Source organism: Streptococcus cristatus (assembly GCF_008369405.1).
In the GTDB taxonomy this organism is placed as follows: domain Bacteria; phylum Bacillota; class Bacilli; order Lactobacillales; family Streptococcaceae; genus Streptococcus; species Streptococcus cristatus_G.
This window is the reverse complement of the sequence record NZ_VSJJ01000009.1, coordinates 46,731-66,422: the sequence shown is the minus strand read 5'-3', so window position 1 is coordinate 66,422 and position 19,692 is coordinate 46,731. Positions and strand designations below refer to the sequence as shown.

21 protein-coding genes and 1 pseudogene are annotated in these 19,692 nt (G+C 42.0%); 13 read left to right on the top strand and 9 right to left on the bottom strand.

Annotated elements, in window-relative coordinates; all coding sequences use genetic code 11:
• Window positions 1–31 precede the first annotated feature (31 nt).
• The 4 genes from FXF62_RS08605 to FXF62_RS08585 all read left to right on the top strand — a co-directional run bounded on the left by FXF62_RS08605 (window position 32) and on the right by FXF62_RS08585 (window position 3,986).
• Window positions 32–262 carry a DUF1797 family protein gene (locus FXF62_RS08605; protein WP_005592360.1) on the top strand — a complete coding sequence of 77 codons (231 nt, stop codon included), beginning with the start codon at window positions 32–34 and terminating at the stop codon, window positions 260–262.
• A 139-nt stretch (window positions 263–401) separates the two neighbouring features.
• Entirely contained in the window at window positions 402–1,256 is an 855-nt protein-coding gene (locus tag FXF62_RS08600) for a bifunctional methylenetetrahydrofolate dehydrogenase/methenyltetrahydrofolate cyclohydrolase (RefSeq protein ID WP_149518423.1), read from the top strand.
• Between the two features lie 277 nt (window positions 1,257–1,533).
• Entirely contained in the window at window positions 1,534–2,190 is a 657-nt protein-coding gene (locus tag FXF62_RS08595) for a CBS domain-containing protein (RefSeq protein WP_149518422.1), read from the top strand.
• A 254-nt stretch (window positions 2,191–2,444) separates the two neighbouring features.
• A complete protein-coding gene (locus FXF62_RS08585) occupies window positions 2,445–3,986 on the top strand; it encodes an ABC-F family ATP-binding cassette domain-containing protein (protein WP_149518421.1) in 1,542 nt (513 codons plus the stop codon).
• Between the two features lie 120 nt (window positions 3,987–4,106).
• Here the strand turns inward: FXF62_RS08585 and FXF62_RS08580 are convergent, their stop codons facing one another.
• Window positions 4,107–4,532 carry a MarR family winged helix-turn-helix transcriptional regulator gene (locus tag FXF62_RS08580; RefSeq protein WP_149518420.1) on the bottom strand — a complete coding sequence of 142 codons (426 nt, stop codon included), beginning with the start codon at window positions 4,530–4,532 and terminating at the stop codon, window positions 4,107–4,109.
• Between the two features lie 62 nt (window positions 4,533–4,594).
• Between FXF62_RS08580 and FXF62_RS08575 the strand changes: the two genes are divergently transcribed.
• Entirely contained in the window at window positions 4,595–5,029 is a 435-nt protein-coding gene (locus FXF62_RS08575; protein ID WP_149518419.1) for a GNAT family N-acetyltransferase, read from the top strand.
• Window positions 5,030–5,085: 56 nt separating this feature from the next.
• Here the strand turns inward: FXF62_RS08575 and FXF62_RS08570 are convergent, their stop codons facing one another.
• The 3 genes from FXF62_RS08570 to recX all read right to left on the bottom strand — a co-directional run bounded on the left by FXF62_RS08570 (window position 5,086) and on the right by recX (window position 6,986).
• On the bottom strand, window positions 5,086–5,403 hold the full coding sequence (locus FXF62_RS08570) for a DUF960 domain-containing protein (RefSeq protein WP_149518418.1): 318 nt from the start codon (window positions 5,401–5,403) through the stop codon (window positions 5,086–5,088).
• A 186-nt stretch (window positions 5,404–5,589) separates the two neighbouring features.
• Window positions 5,590–6,123: a nucleoside tri-diphosphate phosphatase gene (ntdP, locus tag FXF62_RS08565; protein WP_005590859.1), complete on the bottom strand. Its 534-nt coding sequence runs from the start codon at window positions 6,121–6,123 to the stop codon at window positions 5,590–5,592.
• An 86-nt stretch (window positions 6,124–6,209) separates the two neighbouring features.
• Window positions 6,210–6,986, bottom strand: a complete 777-nt coding sequence (recX, locus tag FXF62_RS08560; RefSeq protein ID WP_149518417.1) for a recombination regulator RecX — start codon at window positions 6,984–6,986, stop codon at window positions 6,210–6,212.
• 160 nt (window positions 6,987–7,146) lie between these two features.
• Here recX and rlmD point away from each other — a divergent pair, with 160 nt between their 5' ends.
• Entirely contained in the window at window positions 7,147–8,505 is a 1,359-nt protein-coding gene (rlmD, locus tag FXF62_RS08555) for a 23S rRNA (uracil(1939)-C(5))-methyltransferase RlmD (protein ID WP_149518416.1), read from the top strand.
• 253 nt (window positions 8,506–8,758) lie between these two features.
• On the opposite strand, the gene FXF62_RS08545 is transcribed toward rlmD, so the two are convergent.
• A complete protein-coding gene (locus tag FXF62_RS08545; RefSeq protein WP_149518415.1) occupies window positions 8,759–9,691 on the bottom strand; it encodes a nitronate monooxygenase in 933 nt (310 codons plus the stop codon).
• Window positions 9,692–9,983: 292 nt separating this feature from the next.
• Here FXF62_RS08545 and FXF62_RS08540 point away from each other — a divergent pair, with 292 nt between their 5' ends.
• The 7 genes and pseudogenes from FXF62_RS08540 (at window position 9,984) to FXF62_RS08510 (ending at window position 17,391) form a co-directional block, all read left to right on the top strand.
• Window positions 9,984–10,214 (top strand): DUF1858 domain-containing protein, encoded by a 231-nt coding sequence (locus FXF62_RS08540; protein WP_149518414.1) that lies wholly within the window; start codon window positions 9,984–9,986, stop codon window positions 10,212–10,214.
• Between the two features lie 2 nt (window positions 10,215–10,216).
• A complete protein-coding gene (locus FXF62_RS08535) occupies window positions 10,217–11,578 on the top strand; it encodes a DUF438 domain-containing protein (protein ID WP_149518413.1) in 1,362 nt (453 codons plus the stop codon).
• Between the two features lie 26 nt (window positions 11,579–11,604).
• Complete coding sequence (locus FXF62_RS08530; protein WP_149518412.1) at window positions 11,605–11,859, top strand: DUF1912 family protein; 255 nt, start codon at window positions 11,605–11,607, stop codon at window positions 11,857–11,859.
• Between the two features lie 343 nt (window positions 11,860–12,202).
• Window positions 12,203–12,780, top strand: a pseudogene (locus tag FXF62_RS08525) (GNAT family N-acetyltransferase).
• Window positions 12,761–13,498: a hypothetical protein gene (locus FXF62_RS08520; RefSeq protein ID WP_149518411.1), complete on the top strand. Its 738-nt coding sequence runs from the start codon at window positions 12,761–12,763 to the stop codon at window positions 13,496–13,498. The pseudogene FXF62_RS08525 and the gene FXF62_RS08520 overlap by 20 nt, the downstream one beginning before the upstream one ends.
• 13 nt (window positions 13,499–13,511) lie before the next feature.
• Window positions 13,512–16,163 carry a valine--tRNA ligase gene (locus FXF62_RS08515; protein WP_149518410.1) on the top strand — a complete coding sequence of 884 codons (2,652 nt, stop codon included), beginning with the start codon at window positions 13,512–13,514 and terminating at the stop codon, window positions 16,161–16,163.
• A gap of 73 nt (window positions 16,164–16,236) precedes the next feature.
• Window positions 16,237–17,391: a hypothetical protein gene (locus FXF62_RS08510; RefSeq protein WP_149518409.1), complete on the top strand. Its 1,155-nt coding sequence runs from the start codon at window positions 16,237–16,239 to the stop codon at window positions 17,389–17,391.
• Window positions 17,392–17,430: 39 nt separating this feature from the next.
• Here FXF62_RS08510 and FXF62_RS08505 read toward each other — a convergent pair whose 3' ends face one another.
• From FXF62_RS08505 to FXF62_RS08490, 4 genes are read right to left on the bottom strand one after another with little or no spacing between them, the layout of a single operon-like run.
• Complete coding sequence (locus FXF62_RS08505) at window positions 17,431–17,979, bottom strand: DUF6036 family nucleotidyltransferase (protein ID WP_049476728.1); 549 nt, start codon at window positions 17,977–17,979, stop codon at window positions 17,431–17,433.
• On the bottom strand, window positions 17,972–18,259 hold the full coding sequence (locus FXF62_RS08500) for a hypothetical protein (RefSeq protein WP_020902550.1): 288 nt from the start codon (window positions 18,257–18,259) through the stop codon (window positions 17,972–17,974). The genes FXF62_RS08505 and FXF62_RS08500 overlap by 8 nt, the downstream gene beginning before the upstream one ends.
• A 2-nt stretch (window positions 18,260–18,261) precedes the next feature.
• Window positions 18,262–18,717 (bottom strand): hypothetical protein, encoded by a 456-nt coding sequence (locus FXF62_RS08495; RefSeq protein ID WP_084972872.1) that lies wholly within the window; start codon window positions 18,715–18,717, stop codon window positions 18,262–18,264.
• Window positions 18,707–19,624 carry an IS1595 family transposase gene (locus tag FXF62_RS08490; RefSeq protein WP_045759312.1) on the bottom strand — a complete coding sequence of 306 codons (918 nt, stop codon included), beginning with the start codon at window positions 19,622–19,624 and terminating at the stop codon, window positions 18,707–18,709. Before FXF62_RS08490 ends, FXF62_RS08495 begins: the two co-directional genes overlap by 11 nt.
• Window positions 19,625–19,692: the final 68 nt, after the last annotated feature.

Below are 19,692 nucleotides of genomic sequence, written 5' to 3'. Positions count from 1 at the left end.
AGGAGAGAAGCAAGTAAATAGGAGAAATAAAATGGAATCACATTTAGTTAGAATCATCAATCGTTTGGAAGCTATGGCCAAAGATGGTGGAAATTTAAAACGTAATTTTGAACGTGAAGGAGTGGTTGTTGCCGAAGTGGCGTACAGCTACGACGAAGAAAATGGACCAATTTTTACTCTGCGTGATGTGGCAGCGCGTGAGACTTATACTTTCGATAGTATTGACTTGATTGCCATGGAAATTTATGAATTATTATACTAAAAAGCAGGCTTCTGCTTTTTTATTTTGCTCGCCAAGCTCAGTCTTTAATCTTATAACTTTATATAAGAAAAATGTATAGGTGGGATAGAAGGATTTCTGATATAATGAATAAATATAGTGAAAAAGAAATGAGAAAAGAATGGCAAACATTATTGACGGGAAAGCTTTAGCAGAAAAGCTTCAAGCGAAACTTGCAGAAAAAACAGCAAAGTTAAAAGCAGAGACAGGTCAGGAACCTGGTTTAGTGGTGATTTTGGTGGGTGACAATCCAGCCAGTCAAGTTTATGTGAGAAATAAAGAGCGGTCTGCTCTAGCTGCTGGCTTTCGCAGTGAAGTTGTGCGTCTGCCCGAGTCAACGACTCAGGAAGAATTGCTAGCCTTGATTGCTCGATATAATCAGGATTCAGCTTGGCATGGCATCCTAGTCCAGCTTCCTTTGCCAGCTCACATTGATGATGAAGCGGTTTTATTAGCCATTGATCCAGACAAGGATGTAGATGGCTTTCATCCGACCAATATGGGGCGGCTTTGGTCGGGGCATCCCTTGATGATCCCTTCTACACCAGCAGGAATCATGGAAATGTTCCGCGAATACAAGGTGGACTTGGAAGGCAAGAATGCGGTGGTGATTGGTCGTAGTAATATTGTCGGTAAACCCATGGCTCAGCTTCTGTTGTCTAAAAATGCGACCGTTACGTTGACGCACTCAAGGACCCATCACTTGGCAGAAGTTGCCAAGAAAGCAGATATTTTGGTGGTGGCTATTGGGCGTGGGCACTTTGTGACCAAGGACTTTGTCAAGGAGGGAGCTGTCGTGATTGATGTCGGCATGAACCGGGATGAAAATGGCAAGCTGATTGGCGATGTTAAATTTGACGAAGTGGCAGAAGTGGCTAGTCTCATTACTCCAGTTCCAAAGGGAGTCGGGCCGATGACGATTACCATGCTAATGGAACAGACTTACCAGGCCTTTGTCAGAAGTTTAGAGAAATAATAGAAAAGTAGCATTAGGCTGATCAATTTCTTATTTCAATTGCTTTTGGTCATCTTGTCGCTAGTGGTATTAGACAAGAAACTATAGAGATAGGCTAAAGCGAGGTTGGGTCAAATATTCCCCCTCGTTTTCTCATAGGCGAATCTAGCTTTTTTATAGGTAGCCTGCCTGATTTTTCTAAATTTTGAAAACATAAGAGAAAACTGTGAAAGCGTTTGAAATTAGTTGGAAAATACAGTATAATAAGATTAGAAAAAGAAACTAGAGGAGGCTTCTCATGGCAGTAAAAGATTTTATGACACGCAAGGTTGTATACATTAGTCCAGACACAACGATTGCGCATGCGGCAGATATTATGCGCGACCAAAAATTGCACCGCTTGCCCGTGATTGAAAATGATAAGCTGGTGGGACTGGTGACAGAAGGAACAATCGCAGAAGCAAGTCCATCAAAGGCAACGAGCCTATCTATTTATGAAATGAACTATCTTCTGAATAAAACCAAAGTAAAAGATGTGATGATTCACGATGTTGTTACTATTTCCCAGTATGCTAGTCTAGAAGATGCGACTTATTTGATGCTGAAAAATAAAATTGGAATCTTACCAGTTGTTGACAATGAGCAGGTCTATGGCGTCATTACAGACCGCGACATTTTCAAGGCCTTTCTGGAAGTTTCTGGCTACGGCGAAGAGGGTGTCCGCATGCGCTTTGTCACAGAAGACGAGGTTGGTGTCCTATCGCATATTATCGCCTTACTTGTCGAAGAAAACCTCAATATTTCAAATACGGTCAACATTCCTCGGAAGGATGGCAAAGTTGTTATTGAGGTACAAATTGACGGAGACATTGACTTGATTTCCTTGAAGGCCAAGTTTGAAGCACACAATATAAAAGTAGAAGATATTACCCGCACCAGTGCAAAAGTTTTATAGAGTAAAAGAGAGTGAGACAGAAATCGGTAATTCGTTAGAATTCGATTTCGTCGTCCCACCTCCGCACAGTTGAGTAGGGCTGTAAAAGCTGATGAAATCAGCGTAGTAGAGCCCACTCAACCACTGCGTCTTGCTCGACAATCTAAAGACAATTGAGAGGTCAGGACTTTTGTCCCAGCCTCTTTATTTTCTTGCCAATTGGCTTCCTAAGATGATATAATCAAAGGACTGTAATCAATGATAGAGGAGAAAAGATGAGTATTTTAGAAGTAAAAAATCTCAGCCACGGTTTTGGAGACCGGGCTATTTTTGAGGATGTATCCTTCCGCCTGCTCAAGGGTGAGCATATCGGTCTGGTCGGTGCCAATGGCGAGGGGAAGTCAACCTTTATGAGTATTGTGACGGGTAAAATGCTGCCGGACGAAGGTAAGGTCGAGTGGTCCAAATATGTGACTGCTGGCTATTTGGACCAGCATGCTGTGCTGGAGCAAGGTCAGTCTGTCCGAGATGTCTTGCGCACGGCCTTTGACGAACTTTTCAAGACCGAGGCCCGCATCAATGAAATCTATATGAGCATGGCTGAGGATGGAGCGGACGTTGATGCCCTGATGGAAGAAGTGGGTGAGCTGCAGGACCGCTTGGAAAGTCGGGATTTCTATACGCTGGATGCTAAGATTGATGAAGTCGCACGGGCTCTAGGTGTTATGGACTACGGTATGGAAAGCGATGTGACGGAGCTATCTGGTGGACAGCGGACCAAGGTTCTCTTGGCTAAGCTGCTTCTGGAAAAGCCTGATATCCTGCTTTTGGACGAGCCGACCAACTATTTGGATGCGGAGCATATTGACTGGCTCAAACGCTACCTCCAAAACTATGAAAATGCCTTTGTTCTGATTTCCCACGATATTCCTTTCTTGAACGATGTGATCAATATCGTCTATCATGTAGAAAATCAGCAGTTGACCCGCTATTCTGGTAATTATTATCAGTTCTTAGAGGTCTATGAGATGAAAAAATCTCAGCTGGAAGCAGCCTATGAGCGCCAACAGAAGGAAATAGCGGATCTCAAGGACTTTGTAGCCCGCAACAAAGCTCGGGTAGCGACCCGTAATATGGCCATGTCTCGCCAGAAAAAGCTGGATAAGATGGACATTATTGAGCTGCAAAGTGAGAGACTAAAGCCTTCCTTTGATTTCAAGCCTGCCCGTACACCTGGCCGTTTTATCTTCCAAGCCAAGGATTTGCAGATTGGGTATGACCGTCCACTGACCCAGCCTCTTAATCTGACCTTTGAGCGCAATCAGAAAGTGGCGATCATCGGGGCAAATGGGATTGGAAAAACAACTCTTTTGAAGAGTCTTTTGGGGATTATCCCACCAATCGCTGGGGAAGTTGAGCGGGGGGATTATCTGGAGCTGGGTTATTTCGAGCAGGAAGTCGAAGGTGGCAATCGTCAGACATCTCTCGAGGCAGTCTGGAATGCCTTTCCGGCGCTTAACCAAGCAGAAGTTCGAGCAGCTCTGGCCAGATGTGGCTTGACTTCCAAGCATATTGAGAGCCAGATTCAGGTTCTTTCAGGTGGGGAGCAGGCCAAGGTCCGCCTTTGTCTTCTCATGAACCGAGAAAATAATGTTTTGGTTCTGGACGAGCCGACTAATCACTTAGATGTAGATGCCAAGGAGGAGCTCAAGCGCGCTCTGAAAGAATACAAGGGCAGCATTCTCATGGTCTGCCACGAGCCTGATTTTTATGAAGGCTGGATGGACCAGATCTGGGATTTTAATCAACTAACTTAAAAAGCTATTAAGGCGGTTTTGCTTGCAGAGACGAGGAGGATTCACTTAGTCATTTGCAAGCAGCCGTTTTTAATAGCTTTAGTTTTAATGTATGATAGTTGCAAATGCAACTATTTTATGTTATACTTCTTCTTGTTGGGAGTTCTGAATTTTCTTTAAGATATGATCCAGTTGAAAGAGTTCAGACGATGTCAGTTGACGCAGCCTGGTCTGGATGTATCTATTCTCGTAGCCAATCAGCTTGTCATATACTTTTAGTGCAGGAGTCAGTGGATAGAGCTCCTTGAATTTCTTATTTTGAGCTTTGGTCTTTTTGATAACCAAGCCTCTTTCCTCCAGCTTTTGTAGAGAGCGGCTCAGGGTGGTCTTGTCAATCTGAACTAGCTCTGCCAGCTGAGATTGATGGATGGCAGGGTGTTCGACAATGCGAGTAAGAATGAGAAAGAGATTATTATCAAGCCCGTATTGGCTAGCTTCTTGATTCATTTTCATCATAGCTTGACGGGAGATGAATCCCATTTGACGAAATAACTGACGATAATCCATAAGAACTCCTTTTATAGTTGCATTTACAATGATTATATAATAAAGCAAGGACGGAAACAAGCATGTGGCATAAAAAATATTTGCACGAGTTGGATACACTAGAGTTTTACAAGATTTTAAAACTGCGGATCGATACCTTTGTCGTTGAGCAAGAGCGAATCTACCATGAATTGGATGAAAAAGCCTTAAAAGCTGTTCATATTTTTCATGTAAATGAGAAAGAGGAAGTGGATGCCTATGCCCGCGTGTTTGAGGAAGGCGAAAAAGTCGTTTTTGGGCGCCTTGTGACAGCCCCGTCAGCCAGAGGAAAGGGCTTGGGGAATAGATTAGTAGAGGAAATTTTGATTCTTTGTGAGAAAAAGTGGCCGAGAAAAATGATTGAAATCGAAGCTCAGGAGCAAGTTGTGGGGCTTTATGAAAAATTCGGTTTTGTAACTCAGGGAGCCCCTTTTATCTTTGAATCAACGCCTCACATCAAAATGATTTACAAAAAATAAAAAATCCAGTTGATGAACCACCTCTAATGACGGTGTCTCAACTGGATTTTACTTTCTTAAAACATGGAGTATTCATCGGCTAGCATGACTGTTTCTCTACCGTCATTGTCCACGACGTAGATCATTCGAGGATAGAAGGGGTCAAACTTATAGGTAGAATCAAAGGAGATAAGTGTATCGAGATGGTCCTCAGAGAAGCGGAAGGTCAACTTGCCCTTGTTATTGATCAATTCAAAGCGAATCAGGTTATTCAGGGGAAAGACATCTTTAAGGAAGTTGTCGATGATGTACCAGAAAGTGTCAATCACGTCATCTGGAAGGCTAGTGATAGCGCCAAAGCTGGCATAGCGACCACGAGTATTGGTAAAAGCCATGAGACTCACTCCTTTCTGGAAACCTAGCTGCGGTAGACCAAATATCAGTCATTTAGTGTGACACAGCAATATTGTTGGTTCTATGATACAAGAAATAAGTAGGAATTGCAAGAAATTGCTTCCTTACTGGACGAAGGTCTTTTGAGAAAGAGAGCAAGAAAAAAGAGCTTGCGCTCTTTGACAACTTTATCGATTCTTTAGTTCAACATAACGTTTGTACCAAATTTTCACATAAGCATCGGAGAAGGGACCGCGTTCGTTGTTGATCCAGTCAACCAGAATCTTAACGTTTTCCTTGAGAATGAAATCCAAATCATCCGAATAGTTCATTTGCCTTTTATGACGTTCATATTCTTCCACATCAAGCAGCCGTTTTTCTCCGTCTGTGAAAACCTTGACATCTAAATCATAGTCGATGTACTTTAGGGCTTCATTGTCCAGATAGTAGGGGCTGGCAAGGTTGCAGTAGTATGAAGTGCCATTGTCACGAATCATGGCAATGATATTAAACCAATATTTCTTATGAAAATAGACAATGGCAGGCTCTCGTGTTACCCAGCGCCGGCCATCACTTTCTGTCACCAGTGTGTGGTCATTAACGCCAATAATGGCATTTTCTGTTGTCTTTAGTACCATGGTATCTCGCCAAGTGCGGTGAAGATTCCCATCATGCTTATAACTTTGAATTGTAATAAAGTCGCCTTCTTTGGGAAGTTTCATAACCTACCAACTTTCTACAATTTATAAGTTTATCCTCTTTATTGTAACATATTTTCATAAAAATGCCTAAGTTTTCATAGAAAATCTTAAAGATATTCTCTCAGAGCGCTGGCAATGTCCGAAAAATCATAGCCTTTGCGGGCCAGAGCTTGGGTCAGATGCTGTTTTAAGTCGTAGCCCTCGTACTTTTTGGAGTACTTGCGGTATTGCTTGTCCAGCTCTTTATAGAGGAGCTCTTGCTGGTTTTCTTGGTCTTCTTCAATGTCTAGATGATGGAAGGCCTCTTTGGCTTGTCCATAGGAAAATCCTTTGTTTATCAGGGCTTGGAGGATTTTATCTTGCAAGGCCTTTCTGGGAAGCTTTCCCTGGTATTTCTTTAAAAGTTTCTCAGAAACTCGCTCGGCTACTTCAGTGAAATCAAATTGCCTTAATTCTTCTTCAATAATAGTGTTAGAAATCCCTTTTTGACTGAGCTTTTGCTTGAGAAGAAAAGCGCCCTTGTCACCAGTGAGAAGGTTGGATTGGATGAAAGAATTAGCATATTTTCTGTCGTTAATCCAATTTTCTTTTTTCAAAGCGTCCAAGACTTGGCTGATGATGTCTGGCTGGATATCGTGCTGGGTCAGGTAGTCCTTGACTTCCTTGGCAGTCCTTTGCTTGAAGGAGAGATGGTAGAGGGCTAGGTTTTTTCCGTAGGAAAATTGGGCATAGTCTTGAATTTCTGATAGCTCCTGCTCCGTGATTTCCATCCCTTTGGACAGCATGAAGCGGACGATAGTATCTTCTGTAATATAGAGTTTTTCGCTGTCGTCCAACTCCAAGAGGTAGAGCCGTTTTTTCTTTTCGATTCTTGTGATTTTCATACTAGTCCTTTCACTTGGACGATGTTTTAGAGTAAAGTCATTCCATCGTCTCTCTGACTCTATTCGTAGTTGTCGAGAGATTTTTATGATTTAGACTATTTTCTCATCTTTATTGTAACATATTCTCAACGAATCGACTCTAGCATGGTATAATAGAAGCATGAATGTAAAAGTGAAGCAAAGAATCCCTCTGAAAATCAAGAAAATGGGAATCAATGGGGAAGGAATTGGATTTTATAAGAAAACGCTGGTCTTTGTGCCGGGGGCTTTGAAGGGTGAAGAAGTCTACTGTCAGGTGACCAAGGTTCAGCGCAATTTTATTGAGGCCAAGCTCCTCACAATCAACAAACGATCCAAATTTCGGGTGGAAGCTCCGTGTGAGATTTATGAAAGCTGCGGAGGCTGTCAAATCATGCACCTCCACTATGACAAGCAGTTGGAATTTAAGGAAGATTTGCTGCGTCAGGCTCTGAAAAAGTTTGCGCCAGCTGGCTATGAGAACTATGAGATTCGTCCGACCATTGGTATGCAGGAGCCGCTCTATTATAGAGCCAAGCTGCAGTTCCAGACTCGCAAGTTTAAGGATGAGGTCAAGGCGGGGCTCTATGCCCAGAATTCCCACTATCTGGTCTCGCTTAAAAACTGTTTGGTTCAAGACAAGGTAACGCAGGCTATTGTCAATAAGGTGGCTCGGCTTTTAGGCAAGTATAGGCTGCCCATCTATGATGAGCGCAAGACTGCTGGAGTGCGTACCGTCATGATTCGCAGATCCAGAAAAACTGGTCAAGTGCAGATGATTTTTGTAACAGGACGCAAGCTAGACTTTTCTCCAGTCGTTCGAGACCTAGTGGCTGAATTTCCAGAGCTGGAGACAGTCGCAGTCAATTATCATACGAGCAAGTCTAGTGAGATTTACGGGGATAAGACAGAGATTATCTGGGGCGAGGAAGCTATCCAAGAAGATGTGCTGGACTATGAGTTCTCCCTGTCGCCTCGGGCTTTCTATCAGCTCAACCCTGAGCAGACAGAGGTGCTTTATGGGGAGGCGGTCAAGGCGCTTGATGTGACGAAAGAAGACCATTTGATTGACGCCTATTGCGGAGTGGGGACCATCGGCTTTGCCTTTGCTAAAAAGGTCAAATCTCTGCGGGGCATGGACATCATTCCTGAGGCCATTGAAGACGCCAAGCGTAATGCGAAACGGATGGGCTTTGACAATACACTCTACGAGGCTGGGACGGCAGAGGAGATTATTCCTCGCTGGTATGCTGAAGGTTATCGAGCGGATGCCTTGATTGTCGACCCGCCGCGAACTGGTCTAGATGATAAGCTGCTAGAGACGATTGTCCACTATGCACCTGAAAAGATGGTCTACGTTTCCTGTAATGTTTCAACTCTGGCTCGGGATTTGGTCAAGCTTAGTCAGGTCTACGATGTCCACTACATCCAGTCGGTTGACATGTTTCCTCACACCGCGCGGACGGAAGCAGTGGTGAAATTGATCAAAAAAGTCAAGTAACGGAGCGATTTGTTGAAGCATATTTGGGGCAATGACAAAAACAAGTCTAAATGAACAGCAAAAGAGGCTGGGACAAAAGTCCTAGCCTCTCAATTGTCTTTGGATTGTCGAGCAAGACGCAGTAGTTGAGTGGGCTCTATTACGCTGATTTCATCAGCCTTTACAGCCCTACTCAACTGTGCGGAGGTGGGACGACGAAATCGAATTCTAACGAATTACCGATTTCTGTCCCACTCACTTTTGAGTTAGAGGATTATAGCTTGATTTCAGTGTTTTGGAGAACCTTTTGGGCATCGGCAACGATTGTGTCGAGGATTTCTTTACATGGACGAATTCCCTTGACTAAGCCTGCAATTTGGCCACTCATCATAGAGCCATGCACGGTATCTCCTTCGTAAACAGCTTTAGAAAGAGAACCGATGGTGATTTCTTCGAGTTCGTCACGATTGGTGCCTTTGTTTTCTAGTTCGATATAGTGGTCGGTCATTTCATTGCGGATACAACGAACCGGCGCACCAGCAATACGACCAGTCACGGCAGTAGCAGTGTCATTGGCTGCGACAATGGCATCCTTGTAACCTGCTGAAATTGGGCATTCTTCTGAAGCTAGGAAGATAGTTCCCATCTGAACCCCTTGCGCACCGAGGACAAAGGCAGCAGCGAGACCACGACCATCGGCAACTCCACCTGCAGCGATGACTGGAATATCAACGGAGTCAACAATCTGAGGAATGAGAGCCATGGTATTGGTTTCACCGATATGGCCACCAGCTTCAGAACCTTCGGCAATCACGGCATCAACTCCGAGCTCTTGCATTTTTTGCGCGTGTTTGACACTGGCAATGACAGGGATAACCTTGATACCAGCCTCTTTCAGATAAGGCATGATGAATTTTGGTGTACCAGCCCCAGTCGTTACGACAGGAACTTTTTCTTCAATGATGACTGTCACAATATCCTTGATATTTTTCATCATGAGCATAACATTGACGGCAAATGGCTTGTCAGTCAATTTACGCAGTTCACGGATTTCTTCGCGCAACTGCTCACCCGTCATTCCTCCTGACGCGATGATTCCCAGTCCGCCAGCTTCGGAAACAGCTGCCGCCAGTTGGTAGTGGGAAATCTGAGCCATAGCTCCTTGGAAAATAGGGTACTTGATGTTCAACAATTCTGTAATAGACATAGAGCATCTCCTTTATTCTGTATTTAAAGTCATTATATCACTACAATAAAGCGTTTTCAAGGAAGCTGTAGTCTGACAAAAACTAGGACTTTGTGAAAATAATCTCAAAAATCCCTGATAGGACTAGCTTTTTCTTGTGAAACTTCATTTATCAGTGCTCTTATAACAATAACTTATAGTCTATTAGAATTTGTTATATTCTCCAAGCTTGGATTTGAGCAAGTGTGGGAAGGATTTTTATAGGGCACATCTTTTATGATATAATAATAGAAAATACACGGAGGTAGGGCATATGGATAATGTGATTGATTTATCTATCCCGGTGGCAGAAGTGATTGAGAAACAGCCCGAAGTTTTGGATGTTTTGGTCGAGTTAGGCTTTAAGCCTCTGGCCAATCCTGTCATGCGCAATACAGTAGGGCGCATAGTTTCGATCAAAAAAGGAGCTGCCATGAATGGCATTGACCTGAATAAAATCAAGCAAACGCTGGAATTAAACGGCTATGAAGTGGTGGGGATTTAGGCATGGCTACTGAACGCATTGAAGTCCTCAAGTCTATCTTGCTGGACCTACATAACGGAGCTTCGGCAGAATCTGTTCAGGAGCTTTTCAACAAGCATTTTGCTGGTGTATCAGCTATCGAAATCAGCCTGATGGAGCATGAGCTGATGAACTCGGATACGGGAGTGACCTTTGAAGATGTCATGTCCCTCTGCAATGTCCATGCCAACCTCTTTAAAGGTGCCATTCAGGATGTGGAGGTGGCTGATACCGACCATCCAGGCCATCCGGTTCAAGTCTTTAAGCAGGAAAATCTAGCGTTGCGGGCAGCCCTTATGCGGGTTCGCAGGCTCCTATCCACCTATGAAAGCACAGAAGATGAGGAGCTTCTTCCTGAAATCCGCAAGGGACTCCAGCGCCAGCTGGGTTTGGTGGGGCAGTTTGATATCCACTATCAGCGTAAGGAAGAGCTCATGTTTCCTATCATGGAGAGCTACGGCCACGATTCGCCGCCCAAGGTCATGTGGGGGGTAGATGACCAGATTCGAGACCTTTTCCAAGAGGCTAAGACTGCTGCAGAGCAGTTGCCGGACACTTCGATTGAAGAAGTCAAGGAAAAGTTTGAGACTTTTGCTGCTGAGTTTGAAGCTATGATTTTCAAGGAAGAGTCTATCCTTCTCATGATCCTCCTCGAGTCCTTTACTCAGGATGACTGGCTCAAGATTGCTGAGGAGAGCGATGCTTATGGTTATGCCATTATCAAGCCGACAGAGAAATGGATTCCTGCGCGACACTCATTCTCGGAGGAGGAAGCTGGGGTTGCTGCTGATGAAGGAAGCGAAGCGTCAGCCAGCACGGAGCAGACTAGTGATGGCAGATTTGAGCAGGTCATTGATACGCCGGATGGTCAGGTCACCATTTCCTTTAAGCCTAAGGAAAAGAAGGAGCAAGCCTTTAATCGGGACTCCCAGCAGCCTTTTGGTCATGGCTATCTGTCGGTGGCGGAGGCCAATCTGATTTTGGACCATCTGCCCATGGAGATTACCTTTGTCAATAAGGACGATATTTTCCAGTATTATAATGACTGCGTGCCGGCGGACAAGATGATTTTCAAGCGGACGTCGTCTCAGATAGGGCGCAATGTCGAGCTCTGTCACCCGCCCAAGTTTTTGGATAAGGTGCGGCGGATTTTCAAGGCGCTGCGTGAGGGAGAGCGGGACAAGTTCGAGATGTGGTTCAAGTCGGAATCACGGGGCAAGTTTGTCCATGTGACCTATGCGGCGGTGCGGGATGAGGCCGGTGAATTTCAGGGGGTGCTGGAGTATGTGCAGGACATTCAGCCCTTCCGTGACATTGACAGTGATTTTTACCGAGATTTGGACTAGCTTTATGTAGTTAGAAAGTGAGAAAAATGAGTTACGAACAGGAATTTTTACAAGACTTTGAAGCTTGGGTCAAGACCCAGGTCATGATTAACGAGATGGCTCTCAAGGAGAGTCAGGCAGTCTATGAAGCGGACCAGGACGAGCGGGCCAAGGAAGCAGCCATTCGCTATGAGAGCCGTTTAGACGCTTATCAGTTTCTTTTGGGAAAATTCGCCAACTATCAGGCGGGCAAAGGATTTCATGACCTGCCAGACGAACTTTTCGGCGAGAGAAATTATTGATTTTTCGCTGGAAAGGTGATAGAATAGGTTCATCAGAGGTGTTTTGAGTCAAGCATTTTACAGAAAGTGGCGGTGCTGAGAAGTCCACAAATGTGTCAAAGCTGGTTGCTGATGAGATGAAAAATTGAAATAAAAGTGTCTTTTTGTTTCCTTTTAGGACTAGGCAAGGAGTTGTAGGCTATACTAGCGTATGCCAAAGCGAGCTAACGACGTCATAAAAGAGAAAGAAGAGAAAAGTTGCGGGCATCTGCCCGAAATTGGGTGGTACCGCGGATAAACACATTCGTCCCTTTCTAGTCTGACTAGGAAGGGATTATTTTTATGTGGTGGAAAGGAGGGGTGAATGAAACTTCTTGAACCTTATAATGGCAAAGAGTTGCCAAGGTTGGAAACTGAGCGGTTGATATTGCGTCAGAGAACGGCAGATGATGTGGAGGCTATGTTTGCTTATGCTGGTCTGCCTGAAGTTTGTTATCCAGCTGGATTTCCCCTGTAGATAGCTTGGAAGCAGAGCGTGACTATTTTGAAAATCTAGAAAAGAAGGAACTTCCGTCTGGCTATGGCATTACAGTTAAGGGGGATGACCGAGTTATTGGCTCTTGTGACTTCAATCACCGTCATGAGGACGATGTTTTTGAAATTGGCTATCTCCTGCATCCAGATTATTGGGGGAAGGGCTATGTACCAGAAGCCGTCAGTGCTTTGATAGAAGTCGCTTTTACCATTCTTAAACTCCACAAGGTTGAAATTCGATGTTTTGATTACAATAAGCAAAGTCAACGAGTCGCCGAGAAACTTGGCTTTACCCTTGAAGCCCGCATCCGAGACCGTAAGGATACCCAAGGAAATCGCTGTGCAGAGTTGGCTTATGGCTTGCTGAGGAGTGAGTGGGAGTTAGAAGATGGTAGAAAAGATAAATAACTTTTTTAATAATTCTAGTTCAAGTGATAAAATAGCTTTATTAGCTTTGTTGACAAGTATTATTCTCCCTATAATTATACAATTTTGGAGTAATAGGCGAGAAGATAAAAAGGAAAAACAACAAGAACAATTCCAGATAGAAACTCAAGATAAATTAGATGAATTTCAGAGTTTTCAAAAGGAATTTTTAAAATACGAACTACAGCTAAGAGAGTTACAATTTAATGTTGAGAGACAATCTGATTTGAAACCATATTTTCATGTCAATCATCATTTTTCAAAAGTATACTTGGATAAAAATAGTGTTATTATTGATTTGTTTTTAACTAATGTTGGTCGAGCTTCAGCGACAAATATACAAATTGTACAGTTAGATAAACTAAATAATGAAATTCCTGTTTATTTTAATTCAGGTTACAATATGCATGATGATGTAACTCATTCGGTTTATAATTATTTTAGCGACTATTTTGCACTTCCTACAAAATCGGTATCAATTTCGATAATAGAAAATAAAACTGTTAACGATATGTTGAATCAAATAAGCGGTACAAAATCACACGGGTATAATCTAAAATTTAAAATCAGTTTTTCTGATATTATGGAGAACAAATATGAGCAGGAATTTTATATCATATATGATTACATTGCTGGACAAAATGAACAGCCTATTGCGAAGAATTCAATGTCTTATCCCCCTAAATTAATAAATAACTAGAAAGGACAAACACATGTCTAAAGAACTTTCACCTAAATACAATCCAGCCGAGGTTGAGGCTGGTCGTTACCAAAAATGGCTTGATGCCGATGTTTTCAAGCCTTCAGGCGATCAAAAGGCTAAACCTTATTCGATTGTGATTCCACCACCAAACGTAACTGGTAAACTCCACCTTGGTCACGCTTGGGATACGACTTTGCAGGATATCATCATCCGTCAAAAGCGCATGCAAGGCTTTGATACGCTTTGGCTTCCGGGGATGGACCATGCGGGTATTGCCACTCAGGCTAAGGTTGAGGAGCGCTTGCGTGGTGAGGGCATTACCCGTTATGACCTCGGTCGTGAGAAATTCCTCGATAAGGTCTGGGAATGGAAAGACGAATATGCGACAACTATCAAGGAACAATGGGGCAAGATGGGGCTCTCTGTAGACTACTCTCGTGAGCGTTTCACTCTTGATGAAGGTTTGTCAAAAGCCGTTCGCAAGGTCTTTGTCGAGCTTTATAAGAAAGGTTGGATCTACCGTGGTGAGTTTATCATCAACTGGGATCCAGCAGCTCGCACTGCCCTGTCTGATATTGAGGTCATCCACAAGGACGTTGAAGGTGCTTTCTACCACATGAACTATATGCTGGAAGACGGCTCATGCGCTCTTGAAGTTGCGACGACTCGTCCTGAGACTATGTTTGGGGACGTTGCCGTTGCGGTCAATCCAGAAGACCCACGCTACAAGGACTTGATTGGACAAAATGTTATCCTTCCAATCGCTAATAAATTGATTCCAATCGTAGCGGATGAACATGCAGATCCCGAGTTTGGTACTGGTGTCGTGAAAATCACACCAGCCCACGATCCAAACGACTTCTTGGTTGGTCAACGTCATAACTTGCCACAAGTCAATGTGATGAACGACGACGGAACCATGAATGACTTGGCCTTCGAATTTGCGGGTATGGACCGTTTTGAAGCTCGTAAGGCAGTCGTGGCTAAGTTGGAAGAAATCGGTGCCCTTGTTAAAATCGAAAAACGTGTCCACAGCGTTGGTCACTCAGAGCGGACTGGCGTTATGGTTGAGCCGCGTCTGTCTACCCAGTGGTTCGTCAAGATGGACCAATTGGCTAAGAATGCTATTGCCAACCAAGACACAGAGGATAAGGTAGAATTTTACCCGCCACGCTTCAACGATACCTTCCTCCAATGGATGGAAAATGTCCACGACTGGGTTATCTCTCGTCAGCTCTGGTGGGGTCACCAAATCCCTGCTTGGTACAATGCTGAAGGTGAAATCTATGTGGGCGAAGAAGCACCCGAAGGTGACGGATGGACTCAAGATGAAGACGTCTTAGATACATGGTTCAGTTCTGCCCTTTGGCCCTTCTCAACCATGGGTTGGCCTGATGTCGACTCAGACGACTTCAAGCGCTACTTCCCAACCTCAACCCTCGTAACAGGTTACGACATCATCTTCTTTTGGGTGTCTCGTATGATCTTCCAATCTTTGGAATTCACTGGCCGTCAGCCATTCCAAAATGTTCTTATCCACGGTCTCATCCGTGACGAGCAAGGACGCAAGATGTCTAAATCTCTCGGTAACGGGATTGACCCGATGGACGTCATCGAGAAATACGGTGCCGATGCCCTTCGTTGGTTCCTTTCAAACGGTTCTGCACCAGGGCAAGACGTGCGCTTCTCTTACGAAAAAATGGATGCTTCATGGAACTTCATTAACAAGATCTGGAACATCTCTCGCTACATCCTCATGAATAATGAAGGCTTGACCCTTGAGCAAGCAACTGCCAATGTCGAAAAAGTTGCCAACAAGGAAGCGGGCAATGTTACAGACCGCTGGATTCTCCACAACCTCAATGAAACCATTGGCAAGGTTACTGAGAACTTCGATAAGTTTGAGTTCGGTGTTGCTGGACACATCCTTTACAACTTCATCTGGGATGAGTTTGCGGACTGGTACGTTGAGTTGACCAAGGAAGTCCTTTACAGCGATAACGAAGAAGAGAAAGTCATTACACGTTCTGTTCTCCTTTACACTTTGGACAAGATCCTTCGTCTCCTCCACCCAATCATGCCATTCGTGACAGAGGAAATCTTTGGTCAAATCTCAGAAGGTTCTATCGTCATAGCGGAATACCCAACTGTCAACCCAGCCTTTGAAGACCTTGCGGCTCACACTGGTGTAGAAAGTCTCAAAGACTTGATCCGTGCTGTTCGTAATGCGCGTGCGGAAGTAAACGTAGCACCAAGCAAGCCGATCACGATCCTTGTTAAGACAAGCGATAGCGATTTGGAAGCCTTCTTTAACAGCAATGTCAACTACATCAAACGCTTCACAAATCCAGAACACTTGGAAATTGCGTCAACCATCCCTGCACCTGAACTTGCTATGTCAAGCGTCATCACAGGAGCAGAAATCTACCTGCCACTAGCTGATCTCCTCAATGTCGAAGAAGAACTGGCTCGTCTCGACAAGGAACTGGCTAAATGGCAAAAAGAACTGGATATGGTCGGTAAGAAGCTCTCTAACGAACGCTTCGTAGCCAATGCCAAACCAGAAGTCGTCCAAAAAGAACGCGACAAACAAGCTGACTACCAAGCCAAATACGATGCGACCGTAGCACGTATTGATGAGATGAAGAAGTTGGTGAAATAAAGACAGAAACACGGTGAAATGCCGTGTTTTTTGGTATTATTGATATTATGAGGAAAGGATTGGAGGAATCAGTATGACCAATACTATTTTACAGCAATTAGAGAGTAAAAAAAGTGAAATAAGAAAAGAGATATTAAATCATGATTTATTTAAAATGAATAGAGATGATGCAATAAAATTTTTAATTTCTAGATTTGAGACCTCCAAGTTTCTTTCTAGGGGGAAATTATTTTCACCTTTCAAAACGGAAGATATATATAGAGACTATGAAAAAAATGTTAGAATAATTCAAAAATCGTTACCTTTTATATTTTATAATCTTGTTGAGACATCACAAGTAGATAGTAAGGAAATAGAAGTTCGTGACCTAATTTTATTACTTCAAAGGATATCTGATTATTTGGAATTTGAGGACTTTATTCAACTTTATAAAATCCAAGTTGTGAATGTTGTCTTTCAAAATCGGACTATTCGTTTCGAATATAAGAAAGATGAGTATAAAATAAATGATATATATAATGGTTATTGGCATATGTTGGAACAACAAAGTGCAATAGCAGGAGCTACAAAGTTGCAAGATATAACAGACAAGATATTTGATTTGACAGTTGATCTTAACATAGACAATTTTACTTTAGAAGACTATAAAAAATTCTGTAAAGGGATAGACCATATTATAGAGATTGAGTATTTAAAACCAATTATGGTCACAAATGAAATTGGGTATATTGAGTTAGAAAAAAGCGAATGGGTTGCAAAGTTAGGTCAAGTAATTCCAGAATTATGCGACGAAAAAATTAACCACATTATAGATTTTTTAATATATAATTTTAAATCATTAGATAGTGATCCTATACTATCGTACTTTATTCCTGTAAAAGGGAAGTTAATTCTATCGGTAAGTTTATTTAATACTCTAAGGTTAGATAAGAATATATTGAAGCTATTAAGTATTAAAAATCACTCATTCTATCAAAATGAACAAAAGAAACTAGAGTTACATCAAATTAACGAACTTAAGTCTGTGAAGTCAGATATGTATGATTTTGACATTGATAAAAATGGTAGCCCGGGAGAAGATTTAATTGTATATGACAAAAGAGCAAACATAGTTCATACTATTGAATTAAAATTTAAACTCCCTGTTGATTCAGTAAACGATATAAGGAATTTAAAAAAAGGGAACTATATACCAGTTTACACCACCAACAACATATTGTATTTATGAGAATATCAAAAAAGGCGACTTCCAAACGGAAATCGTCTTTTAATAATGTCTAAATTCTTCATAATGTTCACTCATATATTCTGCCAACCATTCCATACCATAGGCTATCTCAAATACTTCCAATATCAATGAAAGGTCTGGTTGAAAACCATATTCTTTGAGTTTATTGATAATATCTTTTATAGAACGAATTTTCACTAGTTTAATAATTTCCCCAGCATCCTGCCTATCTCTATCTCGTCCGCTGTCTAGTTTCATTCCGAGAATGTAAGATAATGGTGGTACAAAAACAGTCAAATTTGAATAGCTAAATGCCTTCTCACAGATAGACAGTGGCGGTATTTTATTCATATTTGCAACATTGTTGTTCAGCCATAACTCATCAGGCTCATTCACATCAAAATCATCGCCAACTTTCTCAATAATGCTTCTGATTTTAGCATCTTCTTGATAAAAGGCATCTACATCTTGTGTTCCTCGGAGATTGTAATACTCCAGAACAAAACCACCAACACAGATAATTTCTAGGTCAATATTTTCCTTAGCTAATTCTGTATTGAGAGCCTCAAATAAAACTTTCTTATCCATAGTTACCCTCTCTAAAGAGTTTCAAAATATCTTTTGGCTGACTTTTACGGTTCGCCTGCAAAACGTGTTCTCTTGTGTGTGTACCTTCTGTTAAAGCATCTTGAAGGGTTATTTTTTGGAAAGGTGTTAAGGTAGGATTTTTCAACAATTGCTCTACATCATCAGTAGTTAGTTTAGTCTCCTCATCTTTAATGACCTTATAAAGATAGCGAAACCACAAATCACCGTCACTTCCAGCATGTTCACTAGCTCTCACCATGTAATCGTACCATGTTGTCATTATTATTCCCCCTCATCTTTTCTAGGGTTATAGTGCATTGCTATCCAAAGTTTTTTGTCAAAATCAGATAACTCTTTTTTCTTCTGATAAATGCAATCGTTCAAATCAGGAAATTTGAGACTGTATTTTTTCTCAAAAAAGCTCTGAAACTCCTCTTTACTTTCTGCAATATCAACCAAGGCTTCTAACTCTGCCATTTGTTTGGCAATAGCCTTTCTGTCAATTCTCTTTTGACTATCTCCAAGTACGTCATAAACACAACGTTTTGTTAGTTGAGTATAAAAAGAGCGATGTTCAGTAACAAAATCAAAGGAATAGGTCTTATCCCAGAGTTTGGTGTATTTATTGTAAAAACCATCTGAAAGGCTGACCTGATAACCAATCAGCTTACTATCAACTCTACGAGCGATAGACCTTTCCAATTCAAAATGCAGGTCATGTAATGTATTAGTAGCCATAAATCAGCTCCCTGTATTTAGTTCGGACACAGGCATTTGAAATTAGGAGATTAAAACGCTCACTATCCGAATAGTCACGAGTATTATAACGAAAAACAAATTCATCTACATAGTCTTGAAGATATTTCTTAGACCACGAATGGTAAATTCCTAATACTCCACGTTTCAATCCAGCCCAAAAGCCTTCAATCGTGTTGGTATAAACATCACCTTGCACATACTCACTAATTCCATGATTAACAAAGTCATGATTATACATCTTAGCTACTTTATTATAACCCAGCCATTCATCTGTGTAAAGTTGAGCTGTTTCCTTTACGTATTTGACAATCTGTTCAGTCAATGTTTTCGTCTTTGTATCTGGAACATGATGAGCATTAACTTTACCTTGACGTTGTACCATACCTACTACAGCAGATTTGTCTTTCAATGAACGCCCTTGAGCATTTTTGACTTTTTTGGAGTTATGACGGTTCTTGTTTTTACCACCTATGTAGGTTTCATCAACTTCCACAACATCATCAAGACTATTGTTGTTTTCAGAACTAAAACACTTACGGATACGTTCTAGCATGAACCAAGCTGTTTTTTGCGTAACACCAATATCTTTTGATAATTGTACAGATGAGATTCCTTTTTTGTGAGAAGTCACAAGCCAAATTGCCATAAACCATTTACGAAGTTCAATTTTAGTATTGTCAAAAAGAGTACCAGTCTTGACATTGAAGTATTTTCCAGTATTTTTACAACGGTATTTGTTACCTTTACATTTGTAGACCTTTGAGGTAGCATCAAAAGGGCTGATAATCACATCGCCCCAAATCATATTTTCTAAATGGTCAATACATGACTGTTCGTCTGGAAAAGCAGATTGTAAATCAAATAATGATTTAAACTCAAACTTCATAACTGGTACTCCTTACTTCTTGATTATATTATATCGAAAATAAGAATGATTGTCAACAAAAATGTAAA

Bases quoted from the DNA above. Each gene is read 5' to 3' on its own strand.
- FXF62_RS08605 (WP_005592360.1), top strand. From the start codon at position 32: ATGGAATCACATTTAGTTAGAATCATCAATCGTTTGGAAGCTATGGCC.
- FXF62_RS08600 (WP_149518423.1), top strand. From the start codon at position 402: ATGGCAAACATTATTGACGGGAAAGCTTTAGCAGAAAAGCTTCAAGCG.
- FXF62_RS08595 (WP_149518422.1), top strand. From the start codon at position 1,534: ATGGCAGTAAAAGATTTTATGACACGCAAGGTTGTATACATTAGTCCA.
- FXF62_RS08585 (WP_149518421.1), top strand. From the start codon at position 2,445: ATGAGTATTTTAGAAGTAAAAAATCTCAGCCACGGTTTTGGAGACCGG.
- FXF62_RS08580 (WP_149518420.1), bottom strand. From the start codon at position 4,532: ATGGATTATCGTCAGTTATTTCGTCAAATGGGATTCATCTCCCGTCAA.
- FXF62_RS08575 (WP_149518419.1), top strand. From the start codon at position 4,595: ATGTGGCATAAAAAATATTTGCACGAGTTGGATACACTAGAGTTTTAC.
- FXF62_RS08570 (WP_149518418.1), bottom strand. From the start codon at position 5,403: ATGGCTTTTACCAATACTCGTGGTCGCTATGCCAGCTTTGGCGCTATC.
- ntdP (WP_005590859.1), bottom strand. From the start codon at position 6,123: ATGAAACTTCCCAAAGAAGGCGACTTTATTACAATTCAAAGTTATAAG.
- recX (WP_149518417.1), bottom strand. From the start codon at position 6,986: ATGAAAATCACAAGAATCGAAAAGAAAAAACGGCTCTACCTCTTGGAG.
- rlmD (WP_149518416.1), top strand. From the start codon at position 7,147: ATGAATGTAAAAGTGAAGCAAAGAATCCCTCTGAAAATCAAGAAAATG.
- FXF62_RS08545 (WP_149518415.1), bottom strand. From the start codon at position 9,691: ATGTCTATTACAGAATTGTTGAACATCAAGTACCCTATTTTCCAAGGA.
- FXF62_RS08540 (WP_149518414.1), top strand. From the start codon at position 9,984: ATGGATAATGTGATTGATTTATCTATCCCGGTGGCAGAAGTGATTGAG.
- FXF62_RS08535 (WP_149518413.1), top strand. From the start codon at position 10,217: ATGGCTACTGAACGCATTGAAGTCCTCAAGTCTATCTTGCTGGACCTA.
- FXF62_RS08530 (WP_149518412.1), top strand. From the start codon at position 11,605: ATGAGTTACGAACAGGAATTTTTACAAGACTTTGAAGCTTGGGTCAAG.
- FXF62_RS08520 (WP_149518411.1), top strand. From the start codon at position 12,761: ATGGTAGAAAAGATAAATAACTTTTTTAATAATTCTAGTTCAAGTGAT.
- FXF62_RS08515 (WP_149518410.1), top strand. From the start codon at position 13,512: ATGTCTAAAGAACTTTCACCTAAATACAATCCAGCCGAGGTTGAGGCT.
- FXF62_RS08510 (WP_149518409.1), top strand. From the start codon at position 16,237: ATGACCAATACTATTTTACAGCAATTAGAGAGTAAAAAAAGTGAAATA.
- FXF62_RS08505 (WP_049476728.1), bottom strand. From the start codon at position 17,979: ATGGATAAGAAAGTTTTATTTGAGGCTCTCAATACAGAATTAGCTAAG.
- FXF62_RS08500 (WP_020902550.1), bottom strand. From the start codon at position 18,259: ATGACAACATGGTACGATTACATGGTGAGAGCTAGTGAACATGCTGGA.
- FXF62_RS08495 (WP_084972872.1), bottom strand. From the start codon at position 18,717: ATGGCTACTAATACATTACATGACCTGCATTTTGAATTGGAAAGGTCT.
- FXF62_RS08490 (WP_045759312.1), bottom strand. From the start codon at position 19,624: ATGAAGTTTGAGTTTAAATCATTATTTGATTTACAATCTGCTTTTCCA.